Raw genomic sequence first — 16,064 nt, 5'->3', positions numbered from 1 at the left:
CTGTTTTCCCTATTTTACCCATTATGAAATAACGTATGGCCGTAAGTTTATTTTTTTTTTGCTTAAGGCATGAATGAAGCGGACAGATGGGGAGAAGCTATAGGCGCAGCAGGAATGATAATAGGCCGGTCATGCCTCTCCCTGTGAACAGCTTATGCAAACAGAAAAAAAGGCTGCCCATTACAGGCTGCCTTCAAAAAGGGGGAATACTTGAAAAGCATTCATACAGCAAGCGCGGCCGTATTAAATGTTTCCGGCTCAAATAAGCCTTAAAAGTCTTACAATCATTATTGCCGCACTTTTTAAGGAATATACCCGCTTAGACCGAAATAAAAGCCAGGAATGAAGAATGCATGGTTTAAGAATGGCTGAATGGTGGAAATTACTTTTTGTAGCCTTTTCCTCTTTTTTTTGTTATGGTGAAGGAGATTATGAGCCAAGGAAAATAATCGGCTAATTCAAAAATGTCATCAATATCCATTTTGATAAATTTGAAAATGTATGATATAATTTTATATTGCGTGAAAAAGAGGAAAAAATATATTTATTTAGGAGTGTTTCCATGTCTGAAAAATACGAAGTTGGTAATGTTGTTGCAGGTAAAGTAACAGGCATCCAGCCATACGGTGCTTTTGTTGCGTTAGACGATTCTACACAAGGTCTTGTTCATATTTCTGAAATTACTCACGGATATGTAAAAGATATCAACGAACATTTAAAAGTTGGCGATGAAGTACAAGTTAAAGTACTTTCAATCGACGAAGCTGCAGGAAAAATCGGATTATCTATCCGTGCAACTGAAGAAGCTCCTGAGCGTCCGGCTGCTCCAGCTAAAAAAGCTCCTAAAAAACGCCAGGCAGCTGTTAAAGCTACAACAAACGACTCTGGTGAAGGCTTTAACACATTAAAAGATAAGCTTCAAGAGTGGATTGACCAATCTCAGCGCGAAGATTTAATTAAAAAATAAGAACCGCTGCAAGGCCGACAGGTATTTATCTGTTGGTTTTTTTTGCTTTATTGGAGACATTGCATCTGAAACCCCTGCTTTTTGTGCGTGACGCGAAAGAATTCAGTACCCTTTTAATAAGGCTCTTTTCTTAAAGATTGTTGTTACTTAAATAGTTCTCGAGGAAAATCCATGTTATAGCAGGTTGATTGGAGCGGGAAGGTGCGGAGACTCCTGCGGGATCAGCGTGACTGGTGAGACCCCGCAGACGACGCCTGGGAGGCTCAGCGCACGCCCTGCGGAAAGCGAAGCATCCTGGAGAGGAAATCAACCCCTTGTTTTATAGCAACAAAGTTTACGAAAACAGCCTTAAATAAAGAAAACCCAAAAACGAAAAAAGAGGACCGCTCTGCATGAATCATTCCATAGCCGCTAACATCATCGTATGCAGATATGGACATGAACAAGAAAACGATCCTCAATTTTGCCGAATGGGCATTTATACTGGTTAAAAAAACTGCAGCGTACAACTGGCAGTAAGGCCACGAAGTTAAGCATGGAGGCGACTGCCAGTAAACATCCGATTGGTTCAGATAACCTTCAGCGGAAAGAACGCCGCTGAAGGAAAATTTTTATCTTTCAGCTTCTGGTTCTCTTGCAACTTCTGCACTTGGTTTGAAAAGAAGTCCAAGGTTGACAAGTCCGGCAATTCCCACCAAACCGTAAATGATTCTTGAAAGGGCAGAAGCCTGTCCGCCAAAAATGGCTGCAACGAGGTCGAATTGGAAGAAACCGATAAGTCCCCAGTTAATAGCACCGATGATAGTCAGTACAAGGGCTGTTCTTTGAATACCACTCATTGTATTACCTCCTTGAAGAATAGTGTTCTAACTTATCTTTCTTTTTCTCCAGTGAATATATACATACAAACTTTACAAACGGATGTTTTGTATTTTGAGTCCTTTTTAGGCATAATGAAAAAAAAGGAGGTTGCGTGATGCAAAATTTCACTTATAAAAATCCTACAAAGTTAATTTTTGGCAAGGGACAAATAGAGCAATTGAAAAATGAAATTCCTGCTTATGGAAAGAAGGTTCTTCTTGTTTATGGAGGAGGAAGCATTAAAAAAAGCGGTTTGTATGATAAGGTCATTGCAGAATTAAATGGACTGGATATCGAATTGCATGAGCTTCCAGGTGTTGAGCCTAATCCCCGGATTTCAACAGTAAGAAAAGGTGTAGAAATCTGTAAAGAGCAGGGAATCGAATTTGTTCTGGCCGTAGGAGGCGGAAGTGTTATTGACTGCACCAAAGCTATCGTTGCCGGAGCAAAATATGATGGCGACGCTTGGGATCTTGTCATCAAGAAAGCTCCTGTTGAAGCTGCGCTTCCATTTGGTACAGTATTAACGCTTGCAGCGACTGGATCAGAAATGAATGCAGGCTCTGTTATTACAAACTGGGAAACAAAAGAAAAATACGGCTGGGGAAGTCCTCTGACATTCCCGCAATTTTCAATTCTGGACCCTGAGAATACATATACTGTGCCGAAAAACCAGACTGTATATGGAATTGTAGACATGATGTCTCATGTGTTTGAACAATATTTCCATGAGGCAACAAGTGCTCCTCTGCAGGATCGTTTCTGTGAGTCGCTTCTTCAGACTGTTATTGAAACAGCTCCGAAGCTGCTTAACGACCTGGAAAATTATGAGTACAGAGAAACAATCTTATATTCAGGTACAATTGCCTTAAATGGCTATCTGCAAGTAGGCTACAGCGGTGACTGGGCTACTCATAACATTGAACATGCCGTGTCAGCTGTATATGATATTCCTCATGCAGGAGGATTGGCAATTCTTTTCCCTAACTGGATGAAGCATACAATGAAGAAAGACCCTACACGCCTAAAGCAAATTGCTGTACGTGTCTTTAATGTAGATCCTGAAGGCAAGACGGACGAGGAAACAGCTTTGGAAGGAATCGCTAAACTGCGTGAATTCTGGAGCAGCCTTGGTGCGCCTACAAGATTGGCTGATTATGACATCGACGATTCACAAATTGATGCAATGGCTGATAAAGCGATGGCAAATGGAGAATTCGGCAAATTCAAGGTTCTGAACCGTGAAGATGTTATGTCCATTTTACGCGCATCTCTATAAATAATAGGTAAAAGGAAAGACAGATCCACGGCTAAAATATTTACATTTTCTAGAAAAAACGTCCGGTAGGGCGTTTTTTTTTGTTACAATTAAACAATAGCCCATACATAATGAGGTTTAAACTATATTACTTAAACATAAACAAACGTCATGCCTTTTCATTCGGATTTATATACGTTAGTCCCTGAAAATGAGCCTGAATTGGTATTTTGTCCTTTGTTCTTACAATTCTTGTACACTCTTTCAGATGAAAGAGTGATAGAGGAATCCCGATATAAACTTGCTTATAAAGGGTTTTTTAAGCCGCCTGCAAGCATCTCCTGAAGAATCAGGGGATTTTTTGTATGGAAGAGGGCAGAACTTCGCTCGTTCCTTGGCTTTTGATACAATCATAGATAAGAAATGCGAAAAGGAGAATAAGTATGTTTAAATTGTTCATTATTGAAGATGACAAACAACTGGTAGGTTTGCTTCAAGCTCATTTACATAAATTCGGCTATGATACAAAGGCTGTCGATGTTTTCGATACAGTCAGAACTCAATTTGAGGAATATGAACCACATTTGGTTTTATTGGATGTCAATCTGCCGAAATACGATGGTTATTATTGGTGCCGGCAAATCCGCAGTATCTCCACCTGCCCAATCTTATTTATATCTGCCAGAGAAGGAAAGATGGAGCAGGTAATGGCATTAGAAAATGGAGCGGATGATTATATTACGAAACCATTTGATTATGAAATTGTGACGGCGAAAATCAATAGCCAGCTAAGAAGGGCGTACGGAACCTATGCGGCCACGCTAAATGGACGGACCACTACAGTCGCTGGATTAACCCTTGATGTGGAAAGGTTGAATCTTAGTTTATGTGATAAGGATATTGAACTAAGTCATACGGAAGCAAAAATTTTAGATGAATTAATGAAAAAGGCGGAGCGGGTGGTCAGCCGTGATCGGTTACTAGAAAAAATTTGGGATGACCAGGTGTTCGTAGATGATAATACGCTAAATGTTTACATTACCCGGGTTCGTAAGAAGTTAGCTTCATTGGATATTCATGATGCACTTCAAACCATCCGCGGCCAAGGTTATCGCTTTTTGCCCAATTCGGGTTGGGGGGATAAAGAATGAAGCTATTCCTGCGTGACCAGATTCTTCTGCTTGTTTTTTATCTAATCCAATTATTGATCATCACCGCCATTTATTGGCTTGATGGGTATCACCATATGAAGATGAGTCTGTATGCAGCATTTCTCAGCGGCTGTCTTTTGATTGGATATCTCTGTATCCGTTACCTGATGAATCGCTCCTTTTATACCCGGTTAGAAAAGCCGTCCGCCTCGGTTGATGATTTTAGCTTCCCTCAGCAGCAAGCCCCGCTGGCACAAAGTTTAGATCGACTTTTAAAAAGTCAATTTCGGCATTACAAAACGGATTTACATAATTATAAATATAAGCTGGAAAACCATACCCAGTTTATTAATCAATGGGTTCATCAAATGAAGACACCATTATCCGTTATTCACTTAATGATCCAGGATGAGGATAATCCCCGCTTTACAGCAATTGGGGACGAGCTGGATCGCCTAAAAAAAGGGCTGGAAATGGTTCTGTATACATCACGATTGGAAAACTTTGAACATGATTTTTATGTGGAAACTCTTGATCTGCAAACAGTTGTCAGAGCGGCAGTCTCCAATCAAAAGCGTTTATTCATCCGCCGACGCATCTTTCCATCTTTTCAATTTGAGGAGGACTTGCGGATTGCATCTGATGAAAAATGGCTGTCCTTTGCCTTAACTCAGATTATTACCAATGCCCTTCGGTATACAATCGATGAGGGGCGCAAAATTTACTTTTATGGCTATCAGCGAGAGAACCAAGTGTTCCTAGAGATTCGAGATGAAGGGGTAGGAATACCGGCAAGTGACCTATCACGCGTTTTTCATCCCTACTTTACAGGAGAAAATGGCCGCAACTTCCAAGAATCAACCGGAATGGGACTCTACCTCGCTAAGCAGATATGCAAAAAACTAGGTCATCGAATCGAGATCCAATCGGCCGTCAACAAAGGAACAACCGTGCGCATCGCTATATAGTTGACAGGCACTATTCGTGTACATTCTTACTCATCAAGAGGACGTTCTTGGCTACCTTACAATTGTGTAAGGTAATTGTAAGATGGGGAGATAGAGGACAGGCTATTTTCTGGTTAGAATGGGGGTATTAATTGATGAAGAAGGAGTGAGCTTATGTCCATTTTGGAAGTGGATCATATAGAGAAGATTTATGAGGGGAAGGTTGCCCATAGGGCATTGGATAATATTAATTTTTCGATTGAAAAGGGTGAGTTTGTTGGGATAATGGGTCCGTCGGGGAGCGGGAAAACCACCCTTTTAAACCTGATCGCCACGATTGATCGGCCGACGTCTGGTGAAATTTTAATTAATGGGAAAAATCCACATGTGTTAAATCGAAGGGAAACAGCGTTATTCAGGCGTCACGAGCTTGGTTTTGTTTTTCAGCATTTTAATCTGCTTGACACGTTAACAGTCGAGGAAAATATCGTCTTGCCATTAACCCTTGATGGTATAAGTGTGAAAGAGATGGATGAACAACTACATTATGTGGCAAAAAAGCTGGGGATTGAGGCCATCTTGAAAAAAAGAACCTATGAAATTTCCGGAGGCCAGATGCAGCGAACAGCAATTGCACGTTCAATTATTCATCATCCATCACTTATTTTGGCCGATGAACCGACTGGAAACCTGGACTCCAAAGCATCGAAGGATGTCATGGAGACATTGACTGCGATCAACCAAGAAGAACAAGCAACGGCTTTAATGGTTACGCATGATCCGTTTGCAGCAAGCTACTGCCATCGCGTCATTTTTATTAAAGATGGTCAGCTCTATAATGAAATTTATCGCGGTGATAACCGCCAAGCTTTTTTCCAAAAGATTATGGATATGCTTGCTTTGTTAGGAGGGGACAGCCGTGACCTTTCCGCAGTTCGTCTGTAGAAATGTTGTCCGCAATAAACGGACCTATGCTGCCTACTTTCTTAGCAGTGCTTTTTCAGTAATGATTTTCTTTGTTTATGCCCTTTTTATCTTTCATCCAGCTATCCAAAAGAGTGTGACAAGTATCCTTGCCATTCAGTTAATGGGAGCAGCGGAAGTCATCATGTATGTGTTTTCATTCTTATTTGTTCTATATTCTGTCAGCACCTTTCTTAAATCACGGAAGCGGGAATTTGGAATATTAATGATGCATGGGATGACGAGAAACCAATTAAACCTTATGGTATTTTTTGAAAATATGCTGATTGGAATAGGAGCGATTGGTGCTGGAATCGGTTTAGGATTAATTACCGGAAAATTGTTTCTCATGGTTGGCGCGAAGATGATAGGCATTAGCGCGCTGCCATTCTATTTTTCTGGTAAGGCAATGGGACTTACCATCTGTGCCTTTTTATTTTTGTTCTTTTGTATTTCGTTATTTACAACCGCACTCGTTCGAGTTAATAAGTTAATTGATCTATTTCAAGCTGGTGAGAAACCGAAAAAGGAACCAAAGGTATCCATCTTTTTATCTCTATTATCAGCGGTATTGCTTATTGCCAGTTATTACTTAGCTGCAACTGCCACAGTCCAGACATTAATGTTTCGGATATTGCCAGTCATTACGATGACAGTTATTGGTACATATTTCTTCTACACGCAGCTCTCGGTATTCCTAACAAAATTACTGCAGAAAAACCGCGGCCTATTTTGGAGGAGAACGAATATTATTACCATTTCTTCACTTGCGTATCGCTTAAAAGACAATGCCAGAATGTTTTTTATGGTGACGATTGTGTCAACGGTGGCCTTTTGTGCAGTAGGAACCCTTGCTTCTTTTAATGTCGTGAGCAAGCAGGTGAAACAAGACTATCCTGCAGAAATCGGTTATGTAGGCGGGGAGAATCAGCAGGCTGACCAGCAGAATCTGCTTCAAATTAAAGCAGAATTTAAGGAGAAAAAGATTGATTATACGATCAGACAGGTACCGATTAAATATCTGGCGATTGCGTCCTCAAACAATCGGTATACACCTGAGGAAATACCTGTTGTAGCCTTCTCAGACTATAAAAAAATAGCAACAGCAGCCGGCTATGAAATGACGGAAAAGACTGTATCTGGCCTGAATGTATTCGCAATGCGAACGGCAACCCTGAGCAATTTTGAACAGAATACGTATAAATTAAAGCAGGAAAAAATAAAGCTTTCTCAAACTAAGCTGACTGAACATGTGGTGTTCCCGATGGAGCTGATAATGAGTAAAGGTCTTGTGGTCAGTGATGGACTGTTTGATAAGCTATTGGCGGTTAAAACGAGAATCTATACCGGATTTTACACGAAGGACCTTGAGAAAACGGCTGGAATGGGAGAAAATCTCGTGGAAAATGGGATGAAGTTTTATTCTGCCAAAAGTCCATACTCTATGACGGTGAGCGGGACCATCTATGAAAATCAAATGAATATGTTCAGGATGATGCTATTCGTAGCCTTACTGATCGGGGCTGTCTTCTTTATTGCGGCAGGAAGCTTTCTATACTTCCGCTTGTATGCGGATTTGGAATATGACCGCCGTCAGTATTTAACAATTGCAAAGGTTGGATTAACGGATCAAGAATTGAATAAGATAGTAACTCGTCAACTGGTATTACTCTTTTTCGTCCCAATACTAGTGGCCTTTATTCATAGTATTTTTGCTTTCATGGCATTACAGAGCTTTTTCGCTATATCCATCGTGCGGGAGATCGTCATTGTACTGACTAGTTTCTTAATAGCTCAGATTATCTATTTCCTATTGATCCGTTCCCGTTACTTGCAAAATCTGAAGAAAACATTGGTGTAAAAAGAAATAATACAAAAAACATCTGATTACCCTATTCAGATGTTTTTTTAGGGGTCAGACCCCATTTCCCGGATTATTTCCCGGCGGGGGGATATGCTATACGAAAAAGGGTTTAGGGGGTTTTTTGATGATTGAGCTTTCTTCTGGTATTGAGGGCAGGGTTTTTTCTTTATTGGATTTAGAAACAATGATGAAGCCGGCAGGTTATGTGATTGGGGGGAATTGGGATTATGATCATGGCTGTTTTGACTATAAGATAGATGACGCAGAAGGATATCAGTTCCTCCGCATCCCGTTCAAAGCTATAGATGGGCAATTGGATTCCCCGGGTGTAACGGTCGAACTGCAAAAACCATATCTGCTTTCACATGTTTATGAAAATGGGCTGGATCAGGAGGGAAATACAGGAAACGTATCCGCTTCTTTTAACCAATTTGCAGAACCTGTTGACCCTGACGGAGACTTCCCTCATATTTATATTTCGCTTGGAAAATCCATTTTACGTGAGCTGGAAAAAATCCTGCTTGATTAATTAGTTGGCATTCACAATCAGCAGGAGGTCATGACTCTCCATAGAAAATGAAAGCGGGGGATTAATTATCGTATTCCCATTTCGTACGATGCCTGCTGGCAATATATTTGAATCGACCAGAATATGGCATAATTCTTGGAACGTGAGGCCATTCCATTCTGGTTTTAAAGGAATTTCTGAAAAACCGGAGCTTTCCGATTTAAATCCTTTTTGGCCAGCTTCACCCAGATCCCTAAACATATAGCTGCTTGCATACTCATTCGTTTCAATCAGCGAATCGGCACCCGCACGCAAGGCATTGGACCTTTGTTCCTTTGTCAGTATTTCTACGGAACAATAAATATCCGGATTAATTCCTTTAATGCTGATTAAGGTTAATATGGAGAACATGTCGGTCTGAAATTCATCCTGTTTTAAATCAGCCGTGATCAGGACTCTCGAAGCGCCCGCAACATTAGCTTTTTCCAGCACTCCGTCATAGGCGGCATTACCCCGGATAAAATGAACATTGGATCTATGCTGTATCAATGGATGCCTTGTGAGAGTAGCATCAATCAGTACGATTTGCCTTCTTTTTTTCTCCAGAATGGACTGAATAAGCCGTTTTGATCGTTCATTCCAGCCGATTATAATTAAATGTCCGCTTTTGCTGCATATTTTTTTCCCTTCTGCGTAATCTTGTTCAGATGATGCAGCAATAGCTGAAACGGACGCAAAATAAGAGGTGAGGACTCCTGCACCTGATAATATAAGCAAAATGCCAATCGACTTTCCTTTCAGGGTCTCTGGAACTAAATCTCCATATCCGATTGTAGAGGCGGTAACAATCGCCCACCAGATGCCATCAAAGTATGAGCGAAAAGTTTCAGGCTCTGCGAGGTGTATGGCGCTTCCGAATGCTGCAAGGAAAATGAAGATAATGACAAGCAGCCTTAATAGTCGAAGCATATTCCCGTTTTCAGGGAGTGTTCTGAGTTTAAACATTAAATTCCCCTTCTTATTCCTTTTCCTAACAGTATGGACAACAATCCGCCAGCTAATAAGCGCAGCCACAGGTAACTCCGTAAATTTACTAAAAGATGCATGAAAAGTTTTTTTGGAATTATTTCAATACCAATGAACCAATCACCCTCCACATCTACCATCAAATTGTCATCCTATGAATCAGGATCGGTCATCCAGATTTGAGCATTTCCCCTAACGCCACAAAACCTCTTTAGCATTCTTTACTCGAAAGAACAGCCCTTTGTTAAAGGTTTTCTATCCTTCAGTAAACTATAAACATTCCTTTTATTTTCCAAAAACATAACTTAAGACCTGCAAAAATAGGTTTGAATTAATTTTATATATGGTATTAACGAACTATATGTTTAGTAAAATATTATTTATTTTACAAATTAATACATTTTATTATTATCTTTCTTTACATAGCCACAAAGGAGGAAGTACTGTGCTGGAATACTATAATGCCCAGCTTATTAAAAAGCAAAAAGATATTACCAGGCTGAATTCTATGAAAGCTTCGCTAGATATAAAGATGGGCGAATTTAAAGCGAATGAAAATAAAAGCCTTGAACCTGAATTAACTTCCAAAGCATGGTTTGGCAAGCACGCTGATGAATTTCAAAGAATCCGCCAATTGGGTATTAAGGATGCCTATGGTGAGATAACTGGAGAACAATTCACTGTTATTTTTACCGCAATCTCAGACAAAATAGCCGAAATTAACCTCGAGATAGAATCGATTAAAAGTACAATAGCTACATTAGAGAAGGCAGAGGAAGCAAAGAGAGCAACACTTGGGAAATAGGGGAGGAGAAGACCATGGCATCAGAAATAAAGGTGGTTTTTGGAGAAGCAGAACCAGCGCTTGACAAAATAAAAACGGCCTGTTCACATTTGAATCCAAAGGGATCAGCACCGATATCCGGCAATACACTGGACACAGTCACAGAGCTAACTAAACTCGCCGAGAAACTCGAACAGTTTCTCACATCCTACCAGACTGTTTTATCCAGCAATATTCAAACGACAGCTAAGTCAATTGAGTCAGTGAAACATGCTGATCAAACAATTTCTGATTCGATCGATCAATCAGCAACACAAGGCCCTTCCCAAAAACGCTAATCATTACGCATGCATAAAAGAGGACTTTTTATGCATGCAATTCAGCACATAAATATGGTAGTTTTCAGAAAGAAGGTGGAGTTTTGAAGGTTTTAAATGCTCAATCTTTCCATGAGGGAATTAAACGGTACCAAACCATGCTTGACACCATTGGAAAAGATGTTCATTCCATCGAACAGGCAATCAAGACATTTTCTGATTTGGACGAATCATTTAAAGGGAAGGGCGGAGAAACCATTCTCAGTTTTTATAGAAGCTGCCATCTCCCCCTTTTATCTTACTTCAGCAGCTTCATAACAAGCTTTGCAGAAGTGCTAAGAAAGATGGAAAGTGCTCTGAATTCTTTTGACCCCAATAACGCAGCTTTTATCCGTGAGGAATTTTTAAAAGGGGAAGTTGAAAATGGGTTAACCACTTTCAGCCAGAAAACCGGCGAATTAACAGATGAGACGAACTACTCGATGACAGCCGTTTCTGATATTGTTTCACTCCCTTCTCTTGAGGACAGCTATGTGCAGCAAGAGATCCAGTCAGCCAAGAAGCAAAGGGATCAGACAATTACTCAGCTTAATGAATTTGATCATGATCAGAAAGGGGCTTTGACCAAGCTTGCTGATGACCTTGCGAAAATGAACTCCTGGCTATCCGATATACAGGGAATGATGAAGGATGGGCTTACAGATGTCAATTTCCCGGCCGATGTATGGGCAGCCTATGCCGTTATAGCTCCTTTAAATGCTGATGTTAAAAAGAAAGACGAAAAAGGAATGACCATGAAGGAAAAGGTCGGGTGGGCAAAAAGAGCAAATAGCATTGCAACAAATGGTGCAGCAAGCTTCAGATTGTTCCTTGCAGGAAAAAATGGCGGCCTCAGTATAATTAAAATGAAGGACCCTAAAACAGGGAAATTCCTGTACCGCTTAAATGCAACCGAGGAAGCCTTAAAGAAACTGGGCGTCAAACCGGAGCCTAACGGCCAGGCCTGGAAAGAACTGATGAGAGGGCTGCCAAAGGATCCAAAAAAATGGACCGTTAAGCAGGAGCAAATTGCCGCTGCCAGAATGGCCACCTTAAAATTTTTCACCAAAAAATCCGGTTCGAACGGCTGGTCAGCAGCTGGAAATGAGGCATTAAAAAAGGCATCTGCTCTTGGATATTATAATAATAAAGCATCTCTTGCAGAGAAGGGTAAAACGGTTGGAAAAGCCGCCTTCAAAGGGGCTGGAAAATCCTTTACAGATATCGTTGATTTTAAAGGCATTTATAAATCAGGGGTTCTAAAGGGCGCCGGAAAAGCACTTGCTCCAGTAGGCGCAGCATTAAGCTACAAATCAAACTTCGATACAGCGAAAGAGGAAGGCTTGGATGATGGAGGTGCAGCTTTACGGGCTGCACAGGATACAGCAATTGACACGGCTGTTGGCGGGGCTATCCAGACAGGGTTTACTGCAGCAGGCACTGCACTTATTCCTATTCCTGGTGTTGGGACGGCGATTGGATTTGGGGTAGGGATGGCAGTTAATTATTTTATTAATCAAAAGGATGAGAAATCAGGAAAATCAATCATGGATCGTGTTAAAGGTTGGTTTCATTAATAGTTAGTTGGAGGGAGATTTTTCAGTGAAAAAACTTGGTTATCAAGATTTTGCAGTATTAAGAAGACCACTTGAATCCGGAAGACAGAGTCCTTCTTCATTAGCAGCAAATTTAATACTTGCAGTGTTTCTTCAAGTCATCATTCATCTTGCATTCTACTATCTTGCAGACTCGACCAATTATCCATCAATTCATCAAATTAGAGATGTACATTTACTAGCAACAATAAGCATTTGCGTTTTGTCAATTCTCTTTGCAATCCCTCCCGTATATAAAAGGCTAGGTGCGATTCAATATCTAGTATCAATCATTGTATCCCAAAATCTTTTTTGTATATATCCTTATATTGGGGGTTTAATACTTTTAGGAAGAAACTCTCAAGCTACCAAAGATTTTTTAGCGAATTTCACAACTATTACTCTTGAAATTGGTTTACTTCTTTTTATTCTAACGTTTATTCGCTTTATATTTCTCCTGAACAAAGGAAAGTATAGAAAAGGCGGAAAAAAGGATCAATTGAGAGGAACATTTGAGACAGATTCCTATCTTCCATTTGTTATAGCAGGAGGAGTTGGACTTGTTTTCGTTATGCAGTATGTAATTCGTTCCACTGGTATTGAAGACTTTGGAGATTTCTTTTTTGCTATGCTTCTATTTGCCGCATTCTACACCATGATCTTCGTCCTTCCGGAGCAGCTTGTGATTCTTTACTGCAAATTCCGTTTTAAAAGCTTTACGTTTAATGAGAGAGGCTATCTTTTGGATGAGGATGACCGAAAAAGGATTAAAGCCTAACTTTATGAAGGAGTGATTCCATGCCTATACTAGAAAAACCGCTGCTATTTGATCATGTGCTTACATATAAAACCAGACTGCCTAAAGATGAGTGGGGCGATGGCATTTTATACCTTGAGGATTTTATGCTTAATATAGAGGTTTACCAATCAGGTCCTGTATTCTTTTCTTTTCAGCCAGAAAAATCAGACAGCCAGGAAGGTGAATTTACGTATTACTTGCCGATTAATAACAGTGTTGAGCTTAACGAACAAGAGGAGGTTCAATTTTTTGACCAGTTCGCTATTGAAAGTGCTCTCGTATTAAGGCAGGCAAACGACGAAGAGGATTTTCAAGCTGCTTATAAAAAAATCCAGGAATACGCAATTACTAATAATATTCAATTAGAAGATACGTATTATTGTGTCCTGCTTGACGTTTACGGCGAATACATGATTGATCTGTATGTACCAATAAAGGATGCTGATACTGCATGACCATTTTAGAAAGTCATCAGATTGCTTATCGCAACACAGCCTCTAAAATTTACAATTTCTATCCAGAGGATATCGAAGCAGCTTTTGAAGATTTTCAGAGCATAGTAGCGGCACAAGGCTGTACGCCAAGCGGTCCGCTGTTCTTTTCCATCTTAAGTGATCCAACAGCAAAAGTCATGACAACAGAGCTTTTTCTCCCTGTTGAGGAAGACTATTTCAAGGATACTACAAATAATGAAATCTCCTTCAAAAGCTATTTTTGCATCAACGGCATGATCATGACCCGCATTACTGGCCAATACAGCGAAAATGCACAAGTTGGCTATTGGTCTTTGTTTGATTACATTAAATTAAATGACTTAGAGCAACGGACTCCTGTCTTTGTAGAATTTAAGAATAGCCCCAGCGGAAAGGCTTATGCAGAAATGAGCATAAAAGCCTTCTATTGATTTATAAAAAACTGTTCCCATAGGATGGGACAGTTTTTTTATTGTGAATCCATAGGTATTAGTTTATGCTTTGGATAAGAGGGATGAAAGGGTGATGCTATGAAGAACATTGAAAAAAGAACGATCATAATGGCAATAGTATCATTTTGTGTATTCTTGCCTGTTTTAGTGAATCACAGCCTGATTCCTGACTGGACACAATACTTGGAAAGTCATTATACATTTATTCATATCATTCTGGAATTGGCCAGTACACTGGTTGTGTTTACAATTGTTTTGCTCGGAATCTTTTTTTACAAATATTCCTCTACTCTTCCCGCAATTATCCTTGCAGGATCGTTTATAGCAACAGGTGTGTTTGACCTCTTTCACACATTGACATATAAAGGGCTAGCGAATGAGATGGCTGATAATAGCTTTGCTTATTCTAATCTTTTTTGGATTGCTGCCCGTATTACAGAATCCCTTGCACTTCTGCTAGTGATATTTTTGCCCAAAAGAAGAACCAGTGACGAAATTACCAAAAATACCTTCTTAGTCTTCAGTCTTTATGCCATTTTTATCTCCATGCTGATTTTTCTGAAATCCGAAAACTTTCCTGCTCTTTTCCAAAACGGTTCGCCTACTGTATTAAAAAATAGTCTGGAATATTTATTTGCATTTCTGCATGCAATGGTCTTGGTCCGCGGGGTGTTCCTTTATAAAAGCAGCGGAAAAAGAGAGTATTTATTTTTTGCAGCAGGAGCCTGTTTGCTGTTGTTTTCTTCCATCCTGTTTGCTTCGTATGAACATTACTATGACCAGAAAAACTTTCTAGGCCACATTTTTAAGATCATTGGTTACTTTTATCTGTTTAGGGCAGTTATTATTTTATTGGGAGAACGCCCATACGAGACAGTCAAAGTGCTGTCGGAAAAATACAGCCGGCTGCTTGATACAGTAGTAGAGGGAATATATGGAACGGATTTGGACGGAAGGCTGATTTTCATAAATGCTTCAGGTTCAAAAATGCTGGGATATAGGGAGGATGAGCTGATAAAAAGGAAATTGCATCCTCTGATCCATCATACAAAAGCAGATGGGGCGAGACATTTTGAGGAAGATTGCGTGATTTCAAATACTTCGCGCACAGGTCTTTCCCATCATGTCAAAGAAGACTGCTTTTGGAGAAAAGACGGTACGCCTGTACCTGTTGAGTTTTTCACGAGACCTATTCTTGAAGGGAAAAACATAGTTGGAACGGTCGTCACCTTTTTTGACATTTCCCAAAGAAAGCAGCTTGAAGTTCTCCAGAATAAGCAGAACCTGCTGGATCTTGAAATAGATCTTGCGGTTTCTGTTCAGCAGTCACTGTTATCTGCAGGGCATCAATCATCAGATTTGAAGAACATCGGTGTCGTCAGTAAACCTTATAAAAAGCTGAATGGGGACTTCTATGGCTTTGTCCAGCAGCCAGAAGGGATGACAATTGCCATTGCAGATGTATGCGGAAAAGGAATTCCCGCAGCTATACAAATGACCATGATGAAATTTGCTATGGAAGCCAACCGGAAGCCACCGCTTATTTTAGAGGATGTTAACCGATTTTTTGCTAAATATATGGACAATTATTCTTTCATTACTATGCTCGTAGGATTCTATAATCAAGATACAAAAATATTCTCTTATTCTAGTGCAGGTCATGAACCGGCGTTACTGTATAAAACAGAAAAAGACGAATTTACTGAACTTATGACAGGAGATCCGATTATCGGGATCCATAATGAGTTTGTTTATCAATCGAAGGATATTCAGCTTGAAGAAGGAGATTACCTGCTGCTTTATACAGACGGTATTATTGAGAAAAAGAACAATAAAATTGATAATAATGATGTATTAAGAGAAGCGTTCCGCAAGGCTGATTTGACAATGCCTGTACAATATATAGCTGATAGTATGTTCGATGCAATCAGGGATTATCATGGGCCAGGTGTTTACGATGACCAGACATTGATTGTTGTAAGGGCATGATAACCCATGGCGGGGGCAGGCTTTTTTCGGGGCTGAACGGGCGCTTGCGCTTTTGAAATTCATTGAGGGAG

16 protein-coding genes are annotated in these 16,064 nt (G+C 40.2%); 14 read left to right on the top strand and 2 right to left on the bottom strand.

Annotation, left to right across the window (positions count from 1 at the left end; translation table 11 throughout):
- Positions 1–562 precede the first annotated feature (562 nt).
- Positions 563–967, top strand: a complete 405-nt coding sequence (yugI, locus tag BIV59_RS04300; RefSeq protein ID WP_071350220.1) for a S1 domain-containing post-transcriptional regulator GSP13 — start codon at positions 563–565, stop codon at positions 965–967.
- A 611-nt stretch (positions 968–1,578) separates the two neighbouring features.
- Here the strand turns inward: yugI and BIV59_RS04290 are convergent.
- Positions 1,579–1,806 (bottom strand): DUF378 domain-containing protein, encoded by a 228-nt coding sequence (locus BIV59_RS04290; RefSeq protein WP_071350218.1) that lies wholly within the window; start codon positions 1,804–1,806, stop codon positions 1,579–1,581.
- A gap of 137 nt (positions 1,807–1,943) precedes the next feature.
- On the opposite strand from BIV59_RS04290, the gene BIV59_RS04285 reads away from it, so the two are divergent.
- The 6 genes from BIV59_RS04285 to BIV59_RS04260 all read left to right on the top strand — a co-directional run bounded on the left by BIV59_RS04285 (position 1,944) and on the right by BIV59_RS04260 (position 8,540).
- Positions 1,944–3,107: an iron-containing alcohol dehydrogenase gene (locus tag BIV59_RS04285; protein ID WP_071350217.1), complete on the top strand. Its 1,164-nt coding sequence runs from the start codon at positions 1,944–1,946 to the stop codon at positions 3,105–3,107.
- Positions 3,108–3,529: 422 nt separating this feature from the next.
- Entirely contained in the window at positions 3,530–4,237 is a 708-nt protein-coding gene (locus BIV59_RS04280) for a response regulator transcription factor (RefSeq protein WP_071350216.1), read from the top strand.
- Positions 4,234–5,205: a sensor histidine kinase gene (locus tag BIV59_RS04275; RefSeq protein ID WP_071350215.1), complete on the top strand. Its 972-nt coding sequence runs from the start codon at positions 4,234–4,236 to the stop codon at positions 5,203–5,205. The genes BIV59_RS04280 and BIV59_RS04275 overlap by 4 nt, the downstream gene beginning before the upstream one ends.
- 153 nt (positions 5,206–5,358) lie before the next feature.
- A complete protein-coding gene (locus BIV59_RS04270; protein ID WP_071350214.1) occupies positions 5,359–6,129 on the top strand; it encodes an ABC transporter ATP-binding protein in 771 nt (256 codons plus the stop codon).
- Positions 6,104–8,008: an FtsX-like permease family protein gene (locus tag BIV59_RS04265; RefSeq protein WP_071350213.1), complete on the top strand. Its 1,905-nt coding sequence runs from the start codon at positions 6,104–6,106 to the stop codon at positions 8,006–8,008. The genes BIV59_RS04270 and BIV59_RS04265 overlap by 26 nt, the downstream gene beginning before the upstream one ends.
- Positions 8,009–8,135: 127 nt before the next feature.
- A complete protein-coding gene (locus BIV59_RS04260) occupies positions 8,136–8,540 on the top strand; it encodes a YugN-like family protein (RefSeq protein ID WP_071350212.1) in 405 nt (134 codons plus the stop codon).
- On the opposite strand, the gene BIV59_RS04255 is transcribed toward BIV59_RS04260, so the two are convergent.
- Positions 8,541–9,524, bottom strand: a complete 984-nt coding sequence (locus tag BIV59_RS04255; protein WP_083392042.1) for a potassium channel family protein — start codon at positions 9,522–9,524, stop codon at positions 8,541–8,543.
- Between the two features lie 466 nt (positions 9,525–9,990).
- Here BIV59_RS04255 and BIV59_RS04250 point away from each other — a divergent pair, with 466 nt between their 5' ends.
- The 7 genes from BIV59_RS04250 (at position 9,991) to BIV59_RS04220 (ending at position 15,993) form a co-directional block, all read left to right on the top strand.
- The gene (locus tag BIV59_RS04250) at positions 9,991–10,350 is read left to right on the top strand and encodes a YwqH-like family protein (RefSeq protein ID WP_071350211.1); all 360 of its coding nucleotides are present in this window, start codon (positions 9,991–9,993) and stop codon (positions 10,348–10,350) included.
- A gap of 14 nt (positions 10,351–10,364) precedes the next feature.
- Positions 10,365–10,667 (top strand): YwqI/YxiC family protein, encoded by a 303-nt coding sequence (locus tag BIV59_RS04245; RefSeq protein WP_071350210.1) that lies wholly within the window; start codon positions 10,365–10,367, stop codon positions 10,665–10,667.
- 83 nt (positions 10,668–10,750) lie between these two features.
- Complete coding sequence (locus BIV59_RS04240; protein WP_071350209.1) at positions 10,751–12,262, top strand: ribonuclease YeeF family protein; 1,512 nt, start codon at positions 10,751–10,753, stop codon at positions 12,260–12,262.
- Between the two features lie 25 nt (positions 12,263–12,287).
- Positions 12,288–13,058, top strand: coding sequence for a hypothetical protein (locus BIV59_RS04235; protein ID WP_071350208.1), 771 nt, complete (start codon positions 12,288–12,290; stop codon positions 13,056–13,058).
- Between the two features lie 20 nt (positions 13,059–13,078).
- Complete coding sequence (locus BIV59_RS04230; RefSeq protein ID WP_071350207.1) at positions 13,079–13,534, top strand: DUF5085 family protein; 456 nt, start codon at positions 13,079–13,081, stop codon at positions 13,532–13,534.
- Positions 13,531–13,983, top strand: coding sequence for a DUF5085 family protein (locus BIV59_RS04225; protein ID WP_071350206.1), 453 nt, complete (start codon positions 13,531–13,533; stop codon positions 13,981–13,983). Before BIV59_RS04230 ends, BIV59_RS04225 begins: the two co-directional genes overlap by 4 nt.
- A 99-nt stretch (positions 13,984–14,082) precedes the next feature.
- Entirely contained in the window at positions 14,083–15,993 is a 1,911-nt protein-coding gene (locus tag BIV59_RS04220) for an MASE3 domain-containing protein (protein ID WP_071350205.1), read from the top strand.
- Positions 15,994–16,064: the final 71 nt, after the last annotated feature.

Source organism: Bacillus sp. MUM 13 (assembly GCF_001866725.1).
In the GTDB taxonomy this organism is placed as follows: domain Bacteria; phylum Bacillota; class Bacilli; order Bacillales; family DSM-1321; genus Peribacillus.
Note: the sequence above shows the minus strand (reverse complement) of the source record. Positions and strands in the feature narration are given on the sequence as shown.